Below are 17,941 nucleotides of genomic sequence, written 5' to 3' on the forward strand. Positions count from 1 at the left end.
ACTCAAGACCAGGCCAAGGCCGATACGGTGAGTGACGTTTCGAGGGGTGCGGGCGGAGGTGCGGGAGACCCGGAAACCGAGTCGGCGGACCGACCGCGGGCGCGGAACAGGTGAACGGCGAGGGCCGGGGGCGTCAGGCTCCTTGGCCCTCGCCGCCTTTTTGTGACCGCTTCTGACCAGGTGCGATCAAGTGCATACCGTTCGACGACCGGTGTTTCGGGGGGCTTATCGGTCTGTCGTACGACGCCTCATACCAGAGTGCGACGCTCCTCGTGCGAGTTTGTCAACTGCCCACCGCACCTGACAGGTTGACGACTACTGTCAGTGTCCGTCGGGCGACGCGAGGCCGGAAAGGCCGGTTCTCTCGACCGACGCCCGCATGCGCGTGCCCGCGGCACGCAACCGGCATGTGCACCCTGGCAACCAGGACCGACGGACCCGTACGACGAGGACACCGATGTCTCACCTCCGCGCACCGGCCGCCCGCGCAGACCGCCGTGAAGGCGGGCGGCACGGCCGGCCGGCCGCCCGCGCCGCTTACGCGCTGCCCGAGACCCACATACGGCCTCAGCTGATGCGTCTCGCCGTGCTGCCGCCCGTCGCCGTCGCCCTCAGCGGCTGTGCCGCGGTCCTGTTCACCGTGCGCTCCACCGGCGTCCGGACCGGCCTCACCCTGTGGGGAGTGCTCGCCGGTGCCGTCTCGGTGACCTGCGCGGCCGTACTGATCGCCGCCGTGGCCGCCGACCGCGCCGCGCGGTCCGTCAGCGACCGGATCGGCGCGCTGCGCCGCAGCAGCGCACGTGGCGAGGCCGATCTGCGGGCACTGGTCGAGGCGCTGCGCCGCGGCGAGGGACCGCCCCGCCGAAAGCCGCCCGGCGGGCCGCCCGAGGACGCCGACGACTTCGAACTGCTCGCCGCGGACCTCGCCCGCGCCCACGACGGGGCCGTCGCCGCCGTGGTCCAGGCCGCCCAGCTCTCCAGCCAGGCCGGCAGTGAACAGAAGCTGGAGGTCTTCCTCAACCTCGCCCGGCGCCTGCAGTCCCTGGTGCACCGCGAGATCTCCATCCTCGACGAGCTGGAGAACGAGATCGAGGACCCCGACCTCCTCAAGGGCCTCTTCCACGTCGACCACCTCGCCACCCGCATCCGCCGTCACGCCGAGAACCTCGCCGTGCTCGGCGGCGCCGTCTCACGCCGGCAGTGGAGCAACCCGGTCTCCATGACCGAGGTGCTGCGCTCGGCGATCGCCGAGGTCGAGCAGTACTCCCGGGTCAAGCTCGTCCCCCCGATCGACGGCGAACTACGCGGCCACGCCGTCGCCGACGTGATCCACCTGCTCGCCGAACTCGTCGAGAACGCCACGGTGTTCTCCGCCCCGCACACCCAGGTGCTGCTGCGCGCCAACCTCGTCACCTCCGGGCTCGCGGTCGAGGTCGAGGACCGCGGACTCGGTATGCCCGTCGTCGAACAGAGCCGGATGAACGCCCTGCTCGCCGACCCCGACCAGGTGAACGTGGCCAGCCTGCTGGCGGACGGTCGCATCGGGCTCTTCGTCGTCTCCCAACTCGCCAAGCGGCACGGCATCCACGTCCGTCTGCAGACGAACATCTACGGCGGCGTCCAGGCCGTCCTCGTCGTGCCGCAGGCCCTGCTGGGCGCGGTGCCGGGCGCCCCCGGCGTCGTACCGCGGCCACCGGACGGCGCGGCGGGTTCGACGGGCACGGCGGTTCCGGCCGTACCGGCGCGGCAGCACGGGGCCGGGGGAGCCCACCGGGGGGCGCCGAGCGCGCGGGACGCGCAGGTGCCCGCACCCCCCGCGCCGATCTCGCCGCCGTCCTCCCCGCCGCCCGGCACGCCGCGCCGGCAGCTGACCGGGGGGCCCGGGCACCCGGGGGGCACCGCGCCGGCCAGGCGGTCGACGTCTGGGTCCGGGGCGATGTCGGCTTCCGACACGAACAGCGGCAGGCCGGCGCCGCTCCCCGTGCGCGGCGCGCGGGCCGAGCGGCCCACACCGGCGGAGGCCGTGCCCGGTATCAGACCCGATGACCGGCCGCTCGTCGCGGAACACACGGCCACGCCGCCCACTCCCCGCGGCGGTGCCGTACGCGGCACCATGGGCAAGCCCCAGCTGCCCCGGCGCCGGGCCCAGGAGCACATCGCACCCCAACTGCGTGACGGGCCGGCCCCGCGCCAGGACCCCGAATACCTGGCCGGGCACGACCCGGGCCTGATGGCAGCATTCCAACGCGGGATCGGCCTTGCTGAGGCCCAGCAGCACCTGGAGCCCGCACCTGGTGATACGGCGACTCCTATGGCGTCGGCCCACATGGGCTCAGCCGCCATGCCGTCAGCCCACATGGGTTCCGGCGGCGGGGAGTCCGGCGAACGGTCCCCCTTGGACCGGCGCCCCTTGGGGTCGACCTCCATGGACTTCCCTCACGCGGACCGTGAGCACGCGGACCGTGAGCACGGGGACCGTGGACATGCTCATGTCGCCCACATCGACGCCGACCGCATGCTGGACGGCACCGACACGACCTCCGCGTCCTCCACGTTCTCCCCGTCCTCGTTCTCGACGTTCTCGACGTCCTCGACGTCCTCGACGGGCGTACGCCCCCTGCCCACGCCGGTGTCACGCGAAGCACGGGGGCGGGACGACGGGACCGAAACCGGGCCCGGCCCCGCTGCTCATGGGCTCGACATCGACCACGGCACCCGGCACGACGGGAGCGCACCCGCCGGATGACCACCCCCGCTGTCACCCCACCCCCCAGCGCTCCCGCAGACCTTCGTACCTCAAGGAGTCGATCCACCATGGCGAGCGAAGCGCCGACCGGCCATGTAACCGATCTCGACTGGCTGATGAGCGGCCTCGTGCAGCGCGTACCGCACACCACCAGCGCGGTCCTGCTGTCCTGCGACGGGCTCGTGAAGTCGGTCCACGGGCTCGACCCGGACAGCGCCGACCACATGGCGGCCCTGGCCTCCGGTCTCTACTCGCTGGGCCGCAGTGCCGGCGTCCGCTTCGGCGACGGCGGAGACGTCCGCCAGGTCGTCGTCGAACTCGACTCGACCCTGCTGTTCGTGACCACCGCCGGCTCCGGCACCTGTCTCGCCGTACTGGCCGGCCGTGAGGCCGACGCGGCGGTGCTCGGCTACGAGATGGCGATGCTGGTCAAGAGCGTCCGCCCCTACCTGGTGACCGCACCCCGGCAGCACGCCGTCGAATCAACGGCGATGAGGCCTTGAGCGTGGCGGCGGCCGGTGACGGGCCCTGGCTCGACGACGCGGCCGGGCGGCTGGTACGCCCCTTCACGGTCAGCAACGGCCGCACCCGGCCCACCATCGCGCTCGACCTGCTGTCGCACGTGATGGCCACCGGAGCCACCCCCCTCGGCTACCTCGGACCCGAACACGCGCAGGTCCTCGACATGTGCCGCGCACCCGTCTCGGTCGCCGAGGTCGCCGCCCACCTCAAGCTGCCGGCGGTGGTCACCAAGGTGCTGCTGGCGGACCTCGTCGACTGCGGGGCGCTGACCACCAAGCCACCCGAGTTCACCCACAACCCGACAGACCGGGCCCTTCTGGAGGCAGTGCTCGATGGACTACGACGACAGCTCTGACCCCTTCCCCACCGCACTGAAGATCCTGGTGGCGGGCGGGTTCGGAGCAGGCAAGACGACCTTCGTGGGCGCGGTCAGCGAGATCGCCCCGCTCAGCACGGAGGAGCTGCTCACCACGGTCGGCGCCGCGACCGACAGTCTCGACGGCATCGAGAACAAGGTGGAGACGACGGTCGCCATGGACTTCGGTCGCATCACGCTCGACCGGGAACACGTCCTGTACCTGTTCGGCACGCCCGGCCAGGAACGGTTCTGGTTCATGTGGGACGAGTTGTCGGAGGGCGCGCTCGGAGCGGTGATCCTCGCCGACACCCGCCGTCTGGAGGACTGCTTCGCCGCCGTCGACTTCTTCGAACAGCGCGGCCTCGGCTTCATCCTCGCGATCAACGAGTTCGACGGCTCGTACCGCTACGACCCGGAGGAGGTGCGCGCCGCCATCGACCTTGCCCCGGAGATCCCGGTGGTCAGCTGCGACGCCCGGATCTCCAGTTCCGGGGTGCAGACCCTGCTCACCCTGGTACGCCACCTCATCGCGCACAGCCCGGCCCCCGCGCCGAGCCACGGCGCCCACATGTGACCCCCGCACACCCTGCCACGGAGCCGCACATGACCTGCGTCCACAGCGACGGAGCCCGCCCATGAGCTACGACCTGCCCCGCCCGGCCGGTCGACTACTGCTCACCCCCGAGGACAAGGAGGCCCCGGCCCGTGCCCGACGGCTGGCCCTGCTGGGCCTGGGGGAACGACCGGAGCCCGCGCTGGACGCCTTCGCGCACCACCTCGCCCAGCGCGTCGGAACGCCGTACGCCATGGTCAACTTCGTGGGCGAACAGCGGCAGTTCTTCGCCGGCCTGCGTGTCCCGGACGACACGCCCCTGACGGACACCGGGAAGAGCGCTCCTGTGTTGGGCCGCCACATGGAGCGCGACCACGGGTTCTGCCCCCATGTGGTGGTGCGGCGCAAGGCACTGGTGCTGGAGGACGTGCGCGACTATCCCCGGTTCGCCGGAAACCCCGTGGTCGACGAGTACGGCATCCGCTCCTACCTGGGGGCTCCGCTCATCGACAGCACGGGAATGGTGCTGGGCACCGTGTGCGTCGCCGACACCGAGCCGCGGGCCTGGGGGAGGGCTGGTCTGGAGAGCATGAAGGCGACAGCGGCGGACCTGGCGGCCCGCCTGGAACAGCGGGAGGCCGACGGGCTGCCGCTGTGAGCGTCGTACGGCGACCGGCGACCGGCGGACGACCGGGACGACCGGGACGACCGGCGAACGGTTCAGCCCAGCCCAGACCAGCCCAGGCCTGCCCAGCCCAGCCGGCCCAGGTCCGCCGCCGTCACGGGGCTCGCCAGACGTTGTCGAAGGCCGCGTCCTCGATGGTCCGCCGCTGCCGTACGGACTCCAGTTCCGTCACCGCGTCGCCGACCGCCGCCAGCACCGCCTCGACCGCGTCGCCCGTGCCGGCGCCCCTCAGGTCGTCGTCCGGCGCCTCCGGGCGCCCGGCGGAGTCGGTCGCCTTGTCCTCGATCCCGACGGCCGCCGCCAGCGCGGCGAGTACGGGCTCGCCCGAGGCCCGGCGTTCCTCGGCGTGGCGCCGCAGCGGCGAGTCCGTCAAGGACCTGCGACCGGTCGGGACCGGGAGCCAGCGGCCCCGGGCCCGCGTGATCAGCCCGTCCGACTCCAGCGCGCCGAGATAGGCCGAGGCCAGACCACGGCCCCGGCGCCACAGCCAGTCCTCGGTCGACTCGTACGGTTGCTGCCGGACGAGCGAGGACGCGGCATCGTCCAGGAGACGGTCGCCCGTCGCCGGCTGGAGGCCCGGCACGATCAGGTCGCCGTCCAGGGTGACCGCCTCGGCCTCGACGAGGTCGACCAGCTCGGCTCCCGCGAGAGCCAGTGAAAGATCACCGGTGTGGACTGGGGCGTCGGGTTCCACCCCCATGGAGACGATCAACAGGTCCTGTGCTGTGGTCATCGCTGGCTCCCTGCCGGTCGGCCGACCTAGGAGGCCGAGTCTCGCACGACCATCATGGACCGGGGGTACCGAATCCGCAGGGCGGCGGGAAACTGGCCGCCAGTCCGTCCGCGACGCCCGCCGGCGCCGCCCGGCAGCCGGCGCCGCCCGGCAGCCGGCACCGGACTCCGCCGACGCGGGCGTGGCCCTCGTCCCGCGCTCGGCGCTGCCCGGCATCGACCTCAGGGCGGGGCCGTACGCCCGTCGACGGGTCGCCCCACCCGCCGGGTGTTCGCCGCCGTACGGCGGGGAGCGGATCAGGGTGCTGCTCCGCCCGGTGCCGTACGGCGGGGAGCGGAGCGGCACCCTGATGCGCCCGGTGCCGGACGCACTTTGGAGGACGCTGCCCGGATGTAACCTGGCTGTTTCATTTCTGGGATAGCGTCCCGTATATGAGACAAGACCTCGTGGAAGACGCGGAGAGTGCGGCGAGCACCCTCACCGCGGACCCCGTCGACACCCGGCTGGGCGCCCGCCTCGCCGAGCTGCGGGCCGAACGGGGCTGGACGCTGGGGGAGTTGGCGGAACGCAGCGGCGTGAGCCGGTCCACCCTGTCCCGGGCGGAGCGGGCGGAGATCAGTCCCACCGCCTCCCTGCTCAACCGGCTGTGCCAGGTCTATGGACGGACCATGTCCCAACTGCTCAGCGAGGTCGAGGCGGAGCAGGCGCTGCTGGTCCGGGCCGCCGGGCAACCGCTGTGGGAGGACCGGGCCTCCGGGTTCGTACGACGGTCCGTGTCCCCGCCGCACCCAGGACTGCGCGGCGAACTGGTGGAGGGACGGCTCACCGCGGGCGCCGACATCGCCTACGACCGCCCGCCCGTGCCCGGCCTGGAACAGCACATCTGGGTGCTGGCCGGGGCACTCGACGTGACCGCGCAGGACGTCGAGCACCACCTCGACACCGGGGACTGCCTGCGGATGCGGGTGTGGGGCCCGACGCGCTTCCGGTGCCCCGGCCCGGACGCCGCACGGTATGTGGTGGCGGTGGTGCTGCCGTGATCGTGACCCGGCTGCACGCGGCCCGGCTGGAAGCCGCGGTCGAGGAGTTGGCGGACCTGCTGGTCGACACCGTCGACGACGGCGCCTCGGTCGGATTCCTCGCCCCGCTCGACCGCGCGGCGGCCGTCGCCTGGTGGAAGGAGCGCGCCGCCGCGGCCGCGAGCGGACACCTCGCCGTGTGGACGGCACACGACGGGAACAGGACCGTCGGCACGGTCACTCTGGCCTTCCCGGACAAGCCCAACAGCCGCCACCGCGCCGAACTGGTCAAGCTGATGGTGCACCGGGACTCCCGCGGACAGGGCCTGGGCCGCCGGCTCCTGGCCGTCGCCGAGCGGGCCGCGGTCGAGGCCGGCGTCACTCTCCTCCACCTGGACACCGAGACCGACAGCCCCGCCGAGCGCCTCTACCGCACGGCCGGCTGGACCGTGGCCGGCGTGATCCCCGACTACGCGGCGAACCCGTCCGGAGTGCTGCGGCCGACGACCCTCTACTACAAGTACGTGGGGGCACGTGCCGAAGCCGCGGCGAGCTCCCTCACCAGGTGATTGTCAGTGCCAGACGCTACGGTGCCTGTCATGCCGGATGCCGAAGACGTACGACGGATCGCCCTGTCCCTGCCGGACACGACGGAGAAGATGGCCTGGAGCATGCCCACCTTCCGGGTCGCGGGCAAGATGTTCGCCACCCTTCCCGAGGACGAGACCTCCCTCGCCGTGCGCTGCCCCAAGGTGGAACGCGACGAACTGGTCCTGGCCGAGCCGGAGAAGTTCTGGATCGCCGACCACGAGGCGCAGTTCGCCTGGGTCCGGGCCCGCCTCGCCGCGCTGGAGGACGAGGACGAACTACGGGACATCCTCGCCGACTCCTGGCGCCAGGCGGCCCCCACCCGACTGCTCGACGCCCACCCCGAGTGGGGACGCCCGGCCATGGGCTGAGGGTGTCCCGGAGGAATCGACGAAGGCTTTGCGCCGCCCGCACGACGAAGGCTCTGCGCCGCCCGCTTCACGAGCGCCCGCTTCACGAGCGTGCGGCCCCCGCCCCCGCCCTTTCCCGTCCACCGACGAACCCACCGATCCGCTCCCGCAGCGACCGGGCGTCCAGTCCGTGGGCGGTGGCATGCTCCGCCACGTCCCCGTAGCGCCGCAGCTCACGTCGCCCCACCCCGAGGCCGAGCACCCGGTGGGGCACGTCGGCGAGCGCGTCGTTCGCGACCTGGGTCGACGTGCCCGCCAGATACGGCTCGACGAGCACGACATCGGTCCCGGCCGACTCCGTGGCCCGGCGCAGCGCGCCCGCGTCGAAGGGGCGCACGGTCGTCCCGTACAGCACGGTCACGTCCAGGTCCGCCACGGCGTCGAGGACGTCGTCCAGTACGGGTCCCACGGCGACGACGACACCGGAACGTCCCTCGCGCACGGTGCGGAAACGGGCGCCGTCGACCGGGTGCGCCCGACGGTTCGACTGCACCGAGAGCCGTACGTACACCTTGTCGTCGCCCGCGGCGACCGCGTGCCGCAGGAGCGCCTCGGCCTCGTCCGGATGCCCCGGCACATGCACGGTCCAGCCGTCGAGGGTGTCGAGCAGGGCCACGTCGCCGGGAGCCATGTGCGTGTATCCGCCCGCCGGCCAGTCGAAGGACGCGGCTGCGCTGACCAGCACCGCCCCCACGTCCTGGTGCCCGAGGTCCAGCTTGACCTGCTCGAAGGGCCGCTCCACGAGAAAGCTGGCGAATGTGTGCAGGACGGGCCGCAGCCCGGTCAGGGCCAGCCCCGCGCCCGCCCCGACGAGCAGCTGCTCGCGGATGCCGACGTTGACGACCCGGTCCGGATGCCGGCGCTGCGCCTCGGCGAGTCCGTCCCGGCCGATCTCGGCGAGGACCACCGCGACCCGCGGATCCTCGTCGAGCAGCCGTGAGACGACCGGGGCGAAACGGTCACGCATGGTCTCCATGGAAGTCAGGGCCTTTCGTTGGAAGGGAGTGGGATGCCGCGACGCGGACGGACGTCACGTGGACTTCGGCTCCACCCGGGCCACCACGGCATGCGGGCGGCCCGGGTGAGCGGCGGTGAAGGCGCCGTACAGCGCCTCGTGGTCGCGGCCGTCGACCGTCACCGTGGACCAGCCGGCGGCCTCGAAACGGGCGGTGATCCCGCCTGGCCGGGCATGCGACGCGGAGGAGTTGTCGATCACGACGGTGTGCAGCCGCTCCAGCCCGGCGGGCCCGGCGTACGCGATCGCCTCGTGGTTGCTGCCCTCGTCGAGCTCGGCGTCCCCGATCAGGACCCACACCCGAGGCTCGTGCAGCCCCTGCGCGCGCAGTCCGAGCGCCACGCCCACGGCGATCGGCAGCCCGTGCCCCAGCGACCCGCTGCCGATCTCCGCCCCCGGCACGAGCACCCGGTCCGGGTGATGGCCCAGCGGAGAGTCGTACGAGCCGAAACCGGGCAGCCAATCCACCGGTACGAAGCCCTTGGCGGCCAGTACCGCGTAGTACGCCATCGGCCCGTGCCCCTTGGACAGCAGGAACCGGTCCCGGCCCGGATCGTCCAGCCGCCGCGGAGTCACCCGGAGCACCCGGTCGTACAGCACCCACAGCGCGTCCAGCGTGGACGTCGCCGCCGGTCCGTGTTTCTCGTCGCCCGTCATCAGCCCCATCAGCCGGGGCAGTTCCGCGTACCCGTGGGTACGTCCTCGTTCCTCGGTGATCGCCATACGGACGATCGTGCGACCTCAACCAAGGTTGAGGTCAAGCCGTGGACGTCCGCGCCCCCGACCGAGGGGTGCGCGTAAACGAGTGCGCGACCACCGACCCGAGTGCGGTATTGTTTTCCTGCGCGTCCGGCCAGGGGAAACCCCAGGTCAGACAGCACCGGGACGTGGCGCAGCTTGGTAGCGCACTTGACTGGGGGTCAAGGGGTCGCAGGTTCAAATCCTGTCGTCCCGACGGTGTTCATCAGCGGGTCTGCCGACAGCGGCAGGCCCGCTGTGCGTGCTCCTGCCCGGCCGCGTCAATCCCGCGGCCCCAGCCGGCACGGCGGAAGCCAAAGCCGCCGTCGAGGTCTGGTCGCGGGGCCGGTCAATGGTCACCATCGAGGTCGGTGCGCTGACGGAGCACCCGTAGTTCGTGATCGAGCAGCTGCATCTCGTACAGCTTGCCCCGCGCGTTGTCGAAGGGGCGGTGGAGGATCATCATCAGCCGGCCCTCGAACGTGCGGAACAGCATGCCGTGACCGCTGTCGTCGCGGACCAGGGGCCGCTGCTGCCGCCACGGTCCCGTGAGGTCGCCGGAGGGGGAGACGGCGTAGGTCTGGACGTAGCCGCCGCCGAGGGTGCCGTCCTGGGTGGTCAGGTTCTTCTCGTACGTCGACCACAGCATGAGCAGGGACCCGTCAGGGGTGCGGTACAGCTGAGGGCCGTCCGTGATGTACGGCGGGAGCTGATGGGGAACGCCGCCGGGGATCTGCTCGCTGATCCAGGACGCGTCCGACGCCTTGAACAGGAAGACCGGATCCCCGATCGTCCGGGACAGGTCCGGAGCCAGCCGGATCGCCTCCATGGTTCCGTCGACGGTCTGCAGCCACTCGTGCGCGTACACCATCCAGGGCTGCCCGGACGGGTCGACGTAGAGCGTGCCGTCGAGGGTCATGAGGTGTGCGGGCGGGGTGGGGCGTGAGGGGTCGACGACGGTGAAAGGGCCCAGCAACGAGTCGGAGACGGCCGTGATCGTGCCGCGCATGTGGTTCGGAAGCTGGAACGGCACGCCCCACCGGTCGGGCGGCGGCACCGGAAGCTGCTTGTCCTGGTTGTGCAGCGTGGTGAACAGGTAGTACCGGTCACCCCACGCGTGCACCTCGGGTGCCCATCCGCCGTCGAGCGCCCAGATCCCGCTCTGCTCGGCGGCCAGGAAGACCACCACGGGACGCGTCCAGTCGCGCAGGTCGTGGCTGCGGTAGACCATCGTGCCGGTGCCGTCCACGCCTGACACGGAAGGGTCGTTGGACGTGTAGAGGTAGTACGTGCGGGTCTTCTCGTCGGCGACGACGAACGGATCGTGCAGCGGCATGGCGGGAAGGCGCATCGCTTCGGGAAGCCGCGTCGGATCGGGGAGCCGCGTCGGATCGGGGAGCCGCGTCGGATCGGGGAGCCGCGTCGGGTCGGTCTCAGCCACGGTCGAAGAATACGTACCCCGGGCGCCCCCTGAGTGCACCGGGACGCTCCAAAAACGCATGGACTCCGTCCGTGCCCCCGCGGGACACTCCGACTCCTGGCCCGGCCCGTCCGGCTTGGCCGTACCCACGACTCGGGGGGTGGGATGGGATCGCCCGAACCGCGCAGGATCACGCCGAGCAAGGGCTCGGTGCTCCTCGCACTTCGTTACTACTTACGGGAGTTGTCCCGGCTGCGCCTGCTGACGGTGCCCGCGATGGTGATGTCGGCGCTGGGCAACATCGGCATCAACTACCTCGCGCCGCTGGTCGTCGCGAAGCTCGTGGGCCGTATCGCCGGCGACACCGGTGTCACCGTCGGCTCGATGCTGCCCTACGTCCTCGGCTTCGCCGGGGTCCTGCTGCTGTCGGAGGCGCTGTGGCGCGTCGGTCTGCACTGCATGAACCGTCTTGACGCCCGCGGCATCGAGCACCTGTACGTGATCGGGATGGACGAACTGTTCGCCAAGGACGCCGCGTTCTTCCACGACAACTTCGCCGGGTCGCTGACCAAGCGGGTCCTCAGCTTCGCCTCGCGCTTCGAGTTGTTCGTCGACACGCTGACGTTCCAGGTCGTGGGCAGCCTGGTGCCGCTGCTGTTCGGGGCGGTGGTGCTGTGGCGCTACGAACCCCTGCTCGTCCTCGGGCTGTTGGTGATGATCGCGTTGACGGTGGTGTGCGTAACGCCTCTCATCCGTCGCCGGCAGGCGCTCGTCGACCAGCGTGAGGAGGCGATCGCCTGGATGTCGGGCCATGTCGCCGACAGCCTGATGAACATGGACACGGTCCGGGCCTTCGCGGCCGAGGAGCGCGAGGCGGCCGAGCACCGGTCCCGGGTCGCGGCCTCGCGGCGGCTCATGCTGCGGTCGTGGGACTACGGGAATCTGCGCATCGACACACTGGTCGCGCCGATGTTCGTGGCCACCAACGCGCTGGGTCTGCTGCTCGCGGTCGCGCTGGGCGGGGGCGCACACGGGGTGGAGGCGGTCGTGGTCGCCTTCACCTACTACAGCAACGCGACCCGGATCATGTTCGAGTTCAACCAGATCTACCGCCGTCTGGAGAGCTCGATGACGGAGGCCGCGCAGTTCACCGAGCTGCTGCTGACGCCGCCGACCGTGCTCGACCCGGCGTCGCCGGAGCCGCTGCTCACCCGGGGCGCCGACGTCCGCTTCGAGCGGGTGACCTTCGCGCACGCGGGCGCGGAGCCGCTCTTCGTCGGTCTCGATCTGACGGTGCCCAGCGGGACGAAGCTCGGCCTCGTCGGCCGGTCCGGCGGCGGCAAGACCACGCTCGGCCGGCTGCTGCTGCGGATGACGGACATCGACGGCGGCCGGATCCTCATCGGCGGCCAGGACATCAGCAGACTGCGCCAGGCCGACCTGCGCAGCCTGATCGCCTACGTGCCGCAGGACCCGGCGATGTTCCACCGCACGCTCCGGGACAACATCGCCTTCGCCCGCCCGGACGCCACCGACGCCGAGATCCGCCGCGCGGCCGAGGCGGCGCACGTCACGGAGTTCGCGGACGCGCTGCCGGCCGGTTTCGACACGATGGTCGGCGAGCGCGGGATCAAGCTGTCCGGCGGCCAGCGCCAGCGGGTCGCCCTGGCCCGGGCGATCCTGCGCGACGCGCCGATCCTGCTGCTCGACGAGGCGACCAGCGCCCTGGACTCCGAGAGCGAGATCCTCGTCCAGGAGGCGCTGTGGCGGCTCATGGAGGGGCGGACGGCGCTGGTGGTGGCACACAGGCTGAGCACCGTCGCCACCATGGACCAGCTCGTCGTCCTCGACCGCGGCCGGATCGTCGAACAGGGCACGCACCAGGAGCTGCTCGCGTCCGACGGCGCATACGCGAAGCTGTGGCAGCACCAGTCGGGCGGCTTCCTCGACGACGGCCCCGTCGAGGACGACCCCGTCGTGAACGACCCCGCGCGGGCGGCCGACCTGCACTGAACGCCGCCGGGGCGACGCCTCAGATCACGCAGCCCACATGCGCCAGCGCCTGCTTGAGCAGCACCCCGTGGCCACCCGGCATCTCGCTCTGCAGCGCCGGTGACAGAGCCTCCTGCGGGCTGACCCAGACCAGGTCGAGGGCGTCCTGCCGGGGGCGGCAGTCACCGGCGACGGGCACCACGTAGGCGAGGGACACCGCGTGCTGGCGGGGGTCGTGGTACGGCGTGATGCCCTGGGTCGGGAAGTACTCGGCCACGGTGAAGGGCTGCAGGGAGGCCGGGACGCGGGGCAGGGCGACCGGGCCGAGGTCCTTCTCCAGGTGGCGCAGCAGGGCGTCGCGGACGCGCTCGTGGTGCATCACCCGGCCCGACACCACGTTACGGCTGACCGTCCCGTCCGGACCGATGCGGAGCAGGAGTCCGATGCTGGTGACTTCGCCGCTGTCGTCGACGCGCACGGGCACGGCCTCGACGTACAGGATCGGCATACGGGCGCGCGCGAACTCGAGCTCGTCGGAGCTGAGCCAGCCGGACGTGGTATCGGTCATGTCAGACATTGCTTGATCATACTTTCAGGAGGTGGCGGAAAAGCGGTAGACCTGGTGAGCGTTGTCACCCCCGGCCCATGCGGCGATGCGCAGCGCGTCCGGCAGGCTCAGCTCGTCGGCGTCCACCCGTTCCTGCAGCAGACCGGCGAGGCCCTGCCGGAAGGCCAGGGCGCCGAGGTGGTAGAACTCGGCCACGCCGTAGGCGTCGGAGCTGTACAGCAGTTTGCGGAACGGGGTGATCTCCAGCGCCTCCGCCAGGATCGCCCGGGCCCGCGCGGGGCCGACGTGGTGCAGGGTGAGACCGACGTCGAGGTACACCTGCTCGAACACCGCGGCGAGGTAGGCGGCCTGGCGCTGATACGGCCAGCAGTGCAGCAGGAGCACCGGGACCGTGCCGGCCGTGAGGTGCAGCCAGTCCGTCAGGCGGGTCGGGTCCACCCGGTGCAGCCGGATGTCGGCGTCGCCGAACCCGGTGTGCAGCTGGAGCGGCAGCCCCAGGTCGACGGCGGTCCACAGCAGATGCCGTACCAGCACCGGGTCGGACAGCCGCCCACCGACGGCGAGCCAGTGCCGGGCCGCCTCGGTGACCTCCGGGTCCGAGGGCCGCACCGGATCCAGGTCGAAGCCGGTGCGATAGGCGGCGACCGACTTCACCGCCACCACACCGGGCTGCCGTACGGCCTCCTCCGCCGCCGCCCGAAACGATTCGGCGTAGGCGTCCGGCTCGACTCCCCGCGCGGCCACCGCCTCGGCGACGCTCTCCAGCCGCACGACCTCGTACGCGGTCGCGTCCGCCGTTTCCGCCAGCTGACGGGGCGTGGTGAGACGGACGGGGGTGTAGCCGGTGTCCACGCAGAAGACGTCGGTTCCGGCGGCGGCGAGGAAGCGGCGGGTGGCCTCCAGGGCGCCGAGTTCGGCCCGGCGGGCCAGGTACACGTCGGCGGGGGCGTGGCGCGGCAGGTCGAGGAGGGGCGCGCAGTGCCGGCGGACGGCGATGCCGGCCGGGGTGTCGAAGGGCGAGATCCCCGGCCAGGGGGCGCCCTCCGTGAGCAGCGACTCGAACGCCGGTCGGTCCAGGTCGCCGGTGACGACCCCGTGGCAGTGGTGGTCCACCAGCCGCGCGCCGGCCAGCGCCTCGTGGACGGGGCCCGTGCTCATGTCAGTACTTCCATCGGTACGCCGCCGCCACCCGCTCGTCGTCCAGTCCGTCGACGGCCGCGATCTCCCCCAGGCGTACGGCGATCACCGCGTCCGCGAGGACCGGGCCCAGCGCGGTACGCAGCCGGGCGTCCTGGCGGAACTCCGCGACGGCCTCCTCCAGGGACGTCGGCAGCCGGCGCACTCCCCGGGCCGCCGCCTTCTCGGCATCGAACCGGGCCGGATCTCCGGTGATCTCCTCGGGCAACGGCACCGCGGACGTCAGCCCGTCCAGCCCGGCGGCGATCGCACAGGCGAGCGCGAGGTACGGGTTGGCGGCCAGGTCGACCGGCTTGACCTCCAGGTTCGCGGCCTGGTCGCGCACGCCCGCCGTCCCGGTGACCACCCGCACCGCCGCCTCCCGCGTCTCCCGGCCCCACGCGGTGAACACCCCGGCCCACTGGGAGGGTTTGAGCCGGAGGTAGCTCGCGGGGCTCGGCGCCGTCACGGCCGTCAGAGCGGGAAGGTGCGCGAGGATCCCCGCCGCGAACGACTCGGCCTCCTCCGTCATGCCGTACCGTCCCGTGCCCCCGGAGTGCAGGTTCACGCCGTCGCGCCAGGCGGAGAGATGGATGTGGCCGCCGTTGCCGACACCCTGCGCGAGGACCGCCGGGGCGAAGGAGACGGCGAGGCCGTGGCGGCCCGCCACCGCACGCACCGTCTGTCGCACCAGCACACTCCGGTCGGCCGCCGCCACCGGGTCGAGCGCCCCCACCGACACCTCGAACTGCCCGGCCGCGTACTCGGGATGGAGCTGCTCGACCTCGACCTCCTGCGCGGCGAACGCTGCCAGCAGGTCGGCGGTGTAGTCGCTGAGCTCGACCTGCCGGGCGGCGCTGTACGCCGGTCCCGTCGTCGCGGGAACGAAGTCGCCGCCGGACGGCCCCCGGGCCACGGCCCACTCGACCTCGATGCCCGCCCGGAAGCTGAGGCCGTGCTCTTCGGCGGCCTCCCGGACGATCCGCCGCAGGACCGTCCGGCCGCACCCGGGATGCGGCTCGCCCTCCTGCGTGATCCGGTCGACCGGCGCCCACGCCCACCCGGGCTGCCCGACCAGCGTCACCAGGCGGTCCAGGTCGGGGTAGAGACGCAGATCGCCGTCCGGTGAGCCGAGCACCTCCGTGGTGACGATCGAGTCGTTCGCCAGGAAGGTGTCGAACACCGGAGACATGCCGACACCCCAGGCCGCGGCGGACGCGAGCCGGGCCGTCGGGACGGTCTTCACGCGGGTGACGCCCGCGGTGTCGACGTACGCGAGGACGATGCCGTGCACGCCCCGCCCGGACAGTTCCCCGGCGAGCGTGGCGGCCCGTTCCACGTCCCCGGGACGTCCACCGGGGACGGGATCGGCAAGCGTGGTCATACGTCCTCCTCGACGGGCCCGGCCGGACCCGCGGCCGGACCGGCGACTGCGTCAGGGTTTCACGGCCACCGCGCCGAACTGCGGTACCACGACGGGGGAGTCGGAGTCGGCACGCCACCGCGAACACGACACCAGCCCCGGCTCCAGCAGCTCCAGGCCCTCGAAGAAGGCGGCGATGTCCTCGCGGCCGCGGGCGGTGATCGGCGGGGTGGCGTTCTCGTTCCAGAACTTCATCGCCGGGATCTGGCCCTCGCCGCCGAGGTCGGAGTCGAAGGTGGGGTGGGTGAGGGCCAGGTGACTGCCGGAGGGCATCGCCGCCATCACCCGGCGGGCGATGTCACGGGCCTCCTCGGTGTCGAGGACGAAGTTGAGGATGCCCAGCATCATCACCGCGACCGGCTTGCTGAAGTCCAGGGTCCGGGAGGCGCGTTCGAGGATGGCGTCCGGGTCGTGCACATCGGCGTCGATGTAGTCGGTGACGCCGCCGCCGGTGCTGGTGAGCAGGGTGCGGGCGTGCACCAGCACGATGGGGTCGTTGTCGACGTACACGATCCGGGAGTCCGGCGCGATCCGCTGGGCGATCTCGTGGGTGTTGTCCACCGTGGGCAGCCCGGTGCCGATGTCGAGGAACTGCCGTATGCCCTGCTCCTCGGCGAGGAAGCGCACCGCGCGGCCCAGGAACCAGCGGTCGGCGCGGGCGATGTCCCGGATGATCGGGAACATCCCGGCGACGTGCTCGCCGACCTGCTGGTCGACCTCGTAGTTGTCCTTGCCGCCGATCCAGTAGTTCCACACGCGTGCGTTGTGGGCCACACCGGTGTTCAACCTCGCCGACGTGCCTGAGGGGGTGTGGCTTTCGCTCACTTCTGTGCTCCTTCTCGCGCCTGTGGCCGTCGCGGCCATTGTGCCGTCCGATGATCAGCCGTGTCCCGGGAACGGCAGCAGCGGAACGGGAGGGGAGCGGGAAGGGAACGGGATGGGAAGAGAGTTGGGGGAAAAGGGGGGCGGGACGGGTGGCGGTCAGTCGACCTCGCTCGGGGTGGCGGCCGGTGTCCGGCCGGCCTGTACGTCCTTCAGACGCGGCGTGCCCTGCCGCACCGCCTGCTCGACGGAGTCGGCCTCGCCGCCGTCCAGACCGCCCGCGGTGACGGTGATCGCGTCGTTGCCGACACGTACCACGGCGATGTCCAGGGTGAGCGTGGCGGGCGCGTCGGCCGCTGTGCCCTGCACTGTCACGTGCAGCCCCTGCCGGGCGTCTCCCTCCTTCGGCACGGAGGCCTCGGTCACCTGGACCGTCCGCTTGCCGCCCGCGGAGTCGGTCGCGGTGAACTCGTCGCACGTCGACTGCAGGGACTTCAGCCAGTTCAGGGAGGCGTCCAGGGTGGCCCGGTCGTAGGAGGCGACCTGGTACAGCAGCCGGGAGTCGTCCTGCTGGAAGCCCTCCAGCGCGGACGCCCCGGCCGGCTTGCCCAGCAGGTCGTCGCCGTAGAGCGCGTCGAGCAGCCGCTGACAGTCGGCGGCCTGGGACTTGGCGGTGAGGAAGTCGGCGACGTCGACCTTGCCGACGAGCAGCTTGTCCCGCCAGGACGCGGCGTCCGAGACCTTCGTCCAGTCGTCCTCGATGTCCGCCTCGGTGACCAGCGCGGCCCGCGCGCCGGCCTCGGTGAGGCGGCCGGACGCGGAGGGGGACGGTGGCTTCGCGACGAGCGAAGCGGCAGACCGTCCGAGGAGCGACCCTTCCGCGAAGGGCGACCCTTCCACGACCGGCGACGCGGTGCCGTCCGCGGCCTGCGCGCCGCTGTCGACGTCCGAGCAGGCCGAAGCGGCCAGCAGTGCGCCCGCCGCCAGGGCCGACGAGAGCAATCGGACGGGCAAGGGCGGACGAGCGGTCATGACGGGACGCCTCCTGACGATGGGGCCGGTGATTCCCCAGCGCACCACCGGACCTCGCGGCCCACCAGCGCACGGGCCTGTTCGGGTGAGGGGGACGTCCTCAGGGCCCCTTCCGGTGGATCTCCGCGGCGTCGCACCGAG

18 protein-coding genes and 1 tRNA gene are annotated in these 17,941 nt (G+C 72.1%); 10 read left to right on the forward strand and 9 right to left on the reverse strand.

The window, feature by feature from the left end; all coding sequences use genetic code 11:
* Nucleotides 1–457: 457 nt before the first annotated feature.
* The 5 genes from ACIBK3_RS32110 to ACIBK3_RS32130 all read left to right on the forward strand — a co-directional run bounded on the left by ACIBK3_RS32110 (nt 458) and on the right by ACIBK3_RS32130 (nt 4,837).
* Nucleotides 458–2,746, forward strand: coding sequence for an ATP-binding protein (locus tag ACIBK3_RS32110; RefSeq protein ID WP_399370922.1), 2,289 nt, complete (start codon nt 458–460; stop codon nt 2,744–2,746).
* Nucleotides 2,747–2,814: 68 nt separating this feature from the next.
* Entirely contained in the window at nt 2,815–3,249 is a 435-nt protein-coding gene (locus ACIBK3_RS32115) for a roadblock/LC7 domain-containing protein (protein WP_399370923.1), read from the forward strand.
* A 2-nt stretch (nt 3,250–3,251) separates the two neighbouring features.
* Nucleotides 3,252–3,623, forward strand: coding sequence for a DUF742 domain-containing protein (locus ACIBK3_RS32120; RefSeq protein ID WP_217236617.1), 372 nt, complete (start codon nt 3,252–3,254; stop codon nt 3,621–3,623).
* Nucleotides 3,601–4,200, forward strand: coding sequence for a GTP-binding protein (locus tag ACIBK3_RS32125; protein WP_399370924.1), 600 nt, complete (start codon nt 3,601–3,603; stop codon nt 4,198–4,200). The genes ACIBK3_RS32120 and ACIBK3_RS32125 overlap by 23 nt, the downstream gene beginning before the upstream one ends.
* Nucleotides 4,201–4,261: 61 nt before the next feature.
* Nucleotides 4,262–4,837 (forward strand): GAF domain-containing protein, encoded by a 576-nt coding sequence (locus ACIBK3_RS32130; RefSeq protein ID WP_399370925.1) that lies wholly within the window; start codon nt 4,262–4,264, stop codon nt 4,835–4,837.
* A 121-nt stretch (nt 4,838–4,958) separates the two neighbouring features.
* Here ACIBK3_RS32130 and ACIBK3_RS32135 read toward each other — a convergent pair whose 3' ends face one another.
* On the reverse strand, nt 4,959–5,597 hold the full coding sequence (locus tag ACIBK3_RS32135; protein ID WP_399370926.1) for a GPP34 family phosphoprotein: 639 nt from the start codon (nt 5,595–5,597) through the stop codon (nt 4,959–4,961).
* A 431-nt stretch (nt 5,598–6,028) separates the two neighbouring features.
* Between ACIBK3_RS32135 and ACIBK3_RS32140 the strand changes: the two genes are divergently transcribed.
* Genes ACIBK3_RS32140 through ACIBK3_RS32150 form a run of 3 tightly spaced genes read left to right on the forward strand, consistent with a single transcriptional unit; the run spans nt 6,029 to nt 7,575 of the window.
* The gene (locus ACIBK3_RS32140; protein ID WP_399370927.1) at nt 6,029–6,637 is read left to right on the forward strand and encodes a helix-turn-helix domain-containing protein; all 609 of its coding nucleotides are present in this window, start codon (nt 6,029–6,031) and stop codon (nt 6,635–6,637) included.
* Nucleotides 6,634–7,185 (forward strand): GNAT family N-acetyltransferase, encoded by a 552-nt coding sequence (locus ACIBK3_RS32145; protein WP_399370928.1) that lies wholly within the window; start codon nt 6,634–6,636, stop codon nt 7,183–7,185. The genes ACIBK3_RS32140 and ACIBK3_RS32145 overlap by 4 nt, the downstream gene beginning before the upstream one ends.
* 30 nt (nt 7,186–7,215) lie before the next feature.
* Nucleotides 7,216–7,575, forward strand: coding sequence for an MmcQ/YjbR family DNA-binding protein (locus ACIBK3_RS32150; protein ID WP_399370929.1), 360 nt, complete (start codon nt 7,216–7,218; stop codon nt 7,573–7,575).
* An 82-nt stretch (nt 7,576–7,657) separates the two neighbouring features.
* On the opposite strand, the gene ACIBK3_RS32155 is transcribed toward ACIBK3_RS32150, so the two are convergent.
* Nucleotides 7,658–8,590 (reverse strand): transketolase family protein, encoded by a 933-nt coding sequence (locus tag ACIBK3_RS32155; RefSeq protein WP_399370930.1) that lies wholly within the window; start codon nt 8,588–8,590, stop codon nt 7,658–7,660.
* 54 nt (nt 8,591–8,644) lie between these two features.
* Complete coding sequence (locus ACIBK3_RS32160) at nt 8,645–9,352, reverse strand: transketolase (protein ID WP_399370931.1); 708 nt, start codon at nt 9,350–9,352, stop codon at nt 8,645–8,647.
* 158 nt (nt 9,353–9,510) lie between these two features.
* Here ACIBK3_RS32160 and ACIBK3_RS32165 point away from each other — a divergent pair.
* A tRNA-Pro gene (locus ACIBK3_RS32165) sits at nt 9,511–9,584 on the forward strand.
* Between the two features lie 132 nt (nt 9,585–9,716).
* On the opposite strand, the gene ACIBK3_RS32170 is transcribed toward ACIBK3_RS32165, so the two are convergent.
* The gene (locus tag ACIBK3_RS32170) at nt 9,717–10,718 is read right to left on the reverse strand and encodes a glycoside hydrolase family 43 protein (protein ID WP_399371050.1); all 1,002 of its coding nucleotides are present in this window, start codon (nt 10,716–10,718) and stop codon (nt 9,717–9,719) included.
* 234 nt (nt 10,719–10,952) lie between these two features.
* Between ACIBK3_RS32170 and ACIBK3_RS32175 the strand changes: the two genes are divergently transcribed.
* On the forward strand, nt 10,953–12,800 hold the full coding sequence (locus ACIBK3_RS32175) for an ABC transporter ATP-binding protein (RefSeq protein WP_399370932.1): 1,848 nt from the start codon (nt 10,953–10,955) through the stop codon (nt 12,798–12,800).
* 19 nt (nt 12,801–12,819) lie between these two features.
* Here ACIBK3_RS32175 and ACIBK3_RS32180 read toward each other — a convergent pair whose 3' ends face one another.
* From ACIBK3_RS32180 to ACIBK3_RS32200, 5 genes are all read right to left on the reverse strand, one after another.
* Complete coding sequence (locus ACIBK3_RS32180; RefSeq protein WP_030680361.1) at nt 12,820–13,347, reverse strand: NUDIX hydrolase family protein; 528 nt, start codon at nt 13,345–13,347, stop codon at nt 12,820–12,822.
* Between the two features lie 24 nt (nt 13,348–13,371).
* A complete protein-coding gene (locus tag ACIBK3_RS32185; protein ID WP_399370933.1) occupies nt 13,372–14,505 on the reverse strand; it encodes an amidohydrolase family protein in 1,134 nt (377 codons plus the stop codon).
* Between the two features lies 1 nt (nt 14,506).
* A complete protein-coding gene (locus ACIBK3_RS32190) occupies nt 14,507–15,907 on the reverse strand; it encodes a glutamine synthetase family protein (protein WP_399370934.1) in 1,401 nt (466 codons plus the stop codon).
* 51 nt (nt 15,908–15,958) lie between these two features.
* Nucleotides 15,959–16,771 carry an SAM-dependent methyltransferase gene (locus ACIBK3_RS32195; RefSeq protein WP_399370935.1) on the reverse strand — a complete coding sequence of 271 codons (813 nt, stop codon included), beginning with the start codon at nt 16,769–16,771 and terminating at the stop codon, nt 15,959–15,961.
* 156 nt (nt 16,772–16,927) lie between these two features.
* Nucleotides 16,928–17,800 carry a hypothetical protein gene (locus ACIBK3_RS32200; protein WP_399370936.1) on the reverse strand — a complete coding sequence of 291 codons (873 nt, stop codon included), beginning with the start codon at nt 17,798–17,800 and terminating at the stop codon, nt 16,928–16,930.
* Between the last annotated feature and the right edge of the window lie 141 nt (nt 17,801–17,941).

Origin of the sequence: Streptomyces sp. NPDC050287 (assembly GCF_044459385.1) — a bacterium.
GTDB lineage: Bacteria > Actinomycetota > Actinomycetes > Streptomycetales > Streptomycetaceae > Streptomyces.

Bases quoted from the DNA above. Each gene is read 5' to 3' on its own strand.
- ACIBK3_RS32135 (WP_399370926.1), bottom strand. From the start codon at position 5,597: ATGACCACAGCACAGGACCTGTTGATCGTCTCCATGGGGGTGGAACCC.
- ACIBK3_RS32115 (WP_399370923.1), top strand. From the start codon at position 2,815: ATGGCGAGCGAAGCGCCGACCGGCCATGTAACCGATCTCGACTGGCTG.
- ACIBK3_RS32155 (WP_399370930.1), bottom strand. From the start codon at position 8,590: ATGGAGACCATGCGTGACCGTTTCGCCCCGGTCGTCTCACGGCTGCTC.
- ACIBK3_RS32150 (WP_399370929.1), top strand. From the start codon at position 7,216: ATGCCGGATGCCGAAGACGTACGACGGATCGCCCTGTCCCTGCCGGAC.
- ACIBK3_RS32125 (WP_399370924.1), top strand. From the start codon at position 3,601: ATGGACTACGACGACAGCTCTGACCCCTTCCCCACCGCACTGAAGATC.
- ACIBK3_RS32160 (WP_399370931.1), bottom strand. From the start codon at position 9,352: ATGGCGATCACCGAGGAACGAGGACGTACCCACGGGTACGCGGAACTG.
- ACIBK3_RS32130 (WP_399370925.1), top strand. From the start codon at position 4,262: ATGAGCTACGACCTGCCCCGCCCGGCCGGTCGACTACTGCTCACCCCC.
- ACIBK3_RS32185 (WP_399370933.1), bottom strand. From the start codon at position 14,505: ATGAGCACGGGCCCCGTCCACGAGGCGCTGGCCGGCGCGCGGCTGGTG.
- ACIBK3_RS32175 (WP_399370932.1), top strand. From the start codon at position 10,953: ATGGGATCGCCCGAACCGCGCAGGATCACGCCGAGCAAGGGCTCGGTG.
- ACIBK3_RS32180 (WP_030680361.1), bottom strand. From the start codon at position 13,347: ATGACCGATACCACGTCCGGCTGGCTCAGCTCCGACGAGCTCGAGTTC.
- ACIBK3_RS32200 (WP_399370936.1), bottom strand. From the start codon at position 17,800: ATGACCGCTCGTCCGCCCTTGCCCGTCCGATTGCTCTCGTCGGCCCTG.
- ACIBK3_RS32190 (WP_399370934.1), bottom strand. From the start codon at position 15,907: ATGACCACGCTTGCCGATCCCGTCCCCGGTGGACGTCCCGGGGACGTG.
- ACIBK3_RS32170 (WP_399371050.1), bottom strand. From the start codon at position 10,718: ATGCGCCTTCCCGCCATGCCGCTGCACGATCCGTTCGTCGTCGCCGAC.
- ACIBK3_RS32140 (WP_399370927.1), top strand. From the start codon at position 6,029: ATGAGACAAGACCTCGTGGAAGACGCGGAGAGTGCGGCGAGCACCCTC.
- ACIBK3_RS32110 (WP_399370922.1), top strand. From the start codon at position 458: ATGTCTCACCTCCGCGCACCGGCCGCCCGCGCAGACCGCCGTGAAGGC.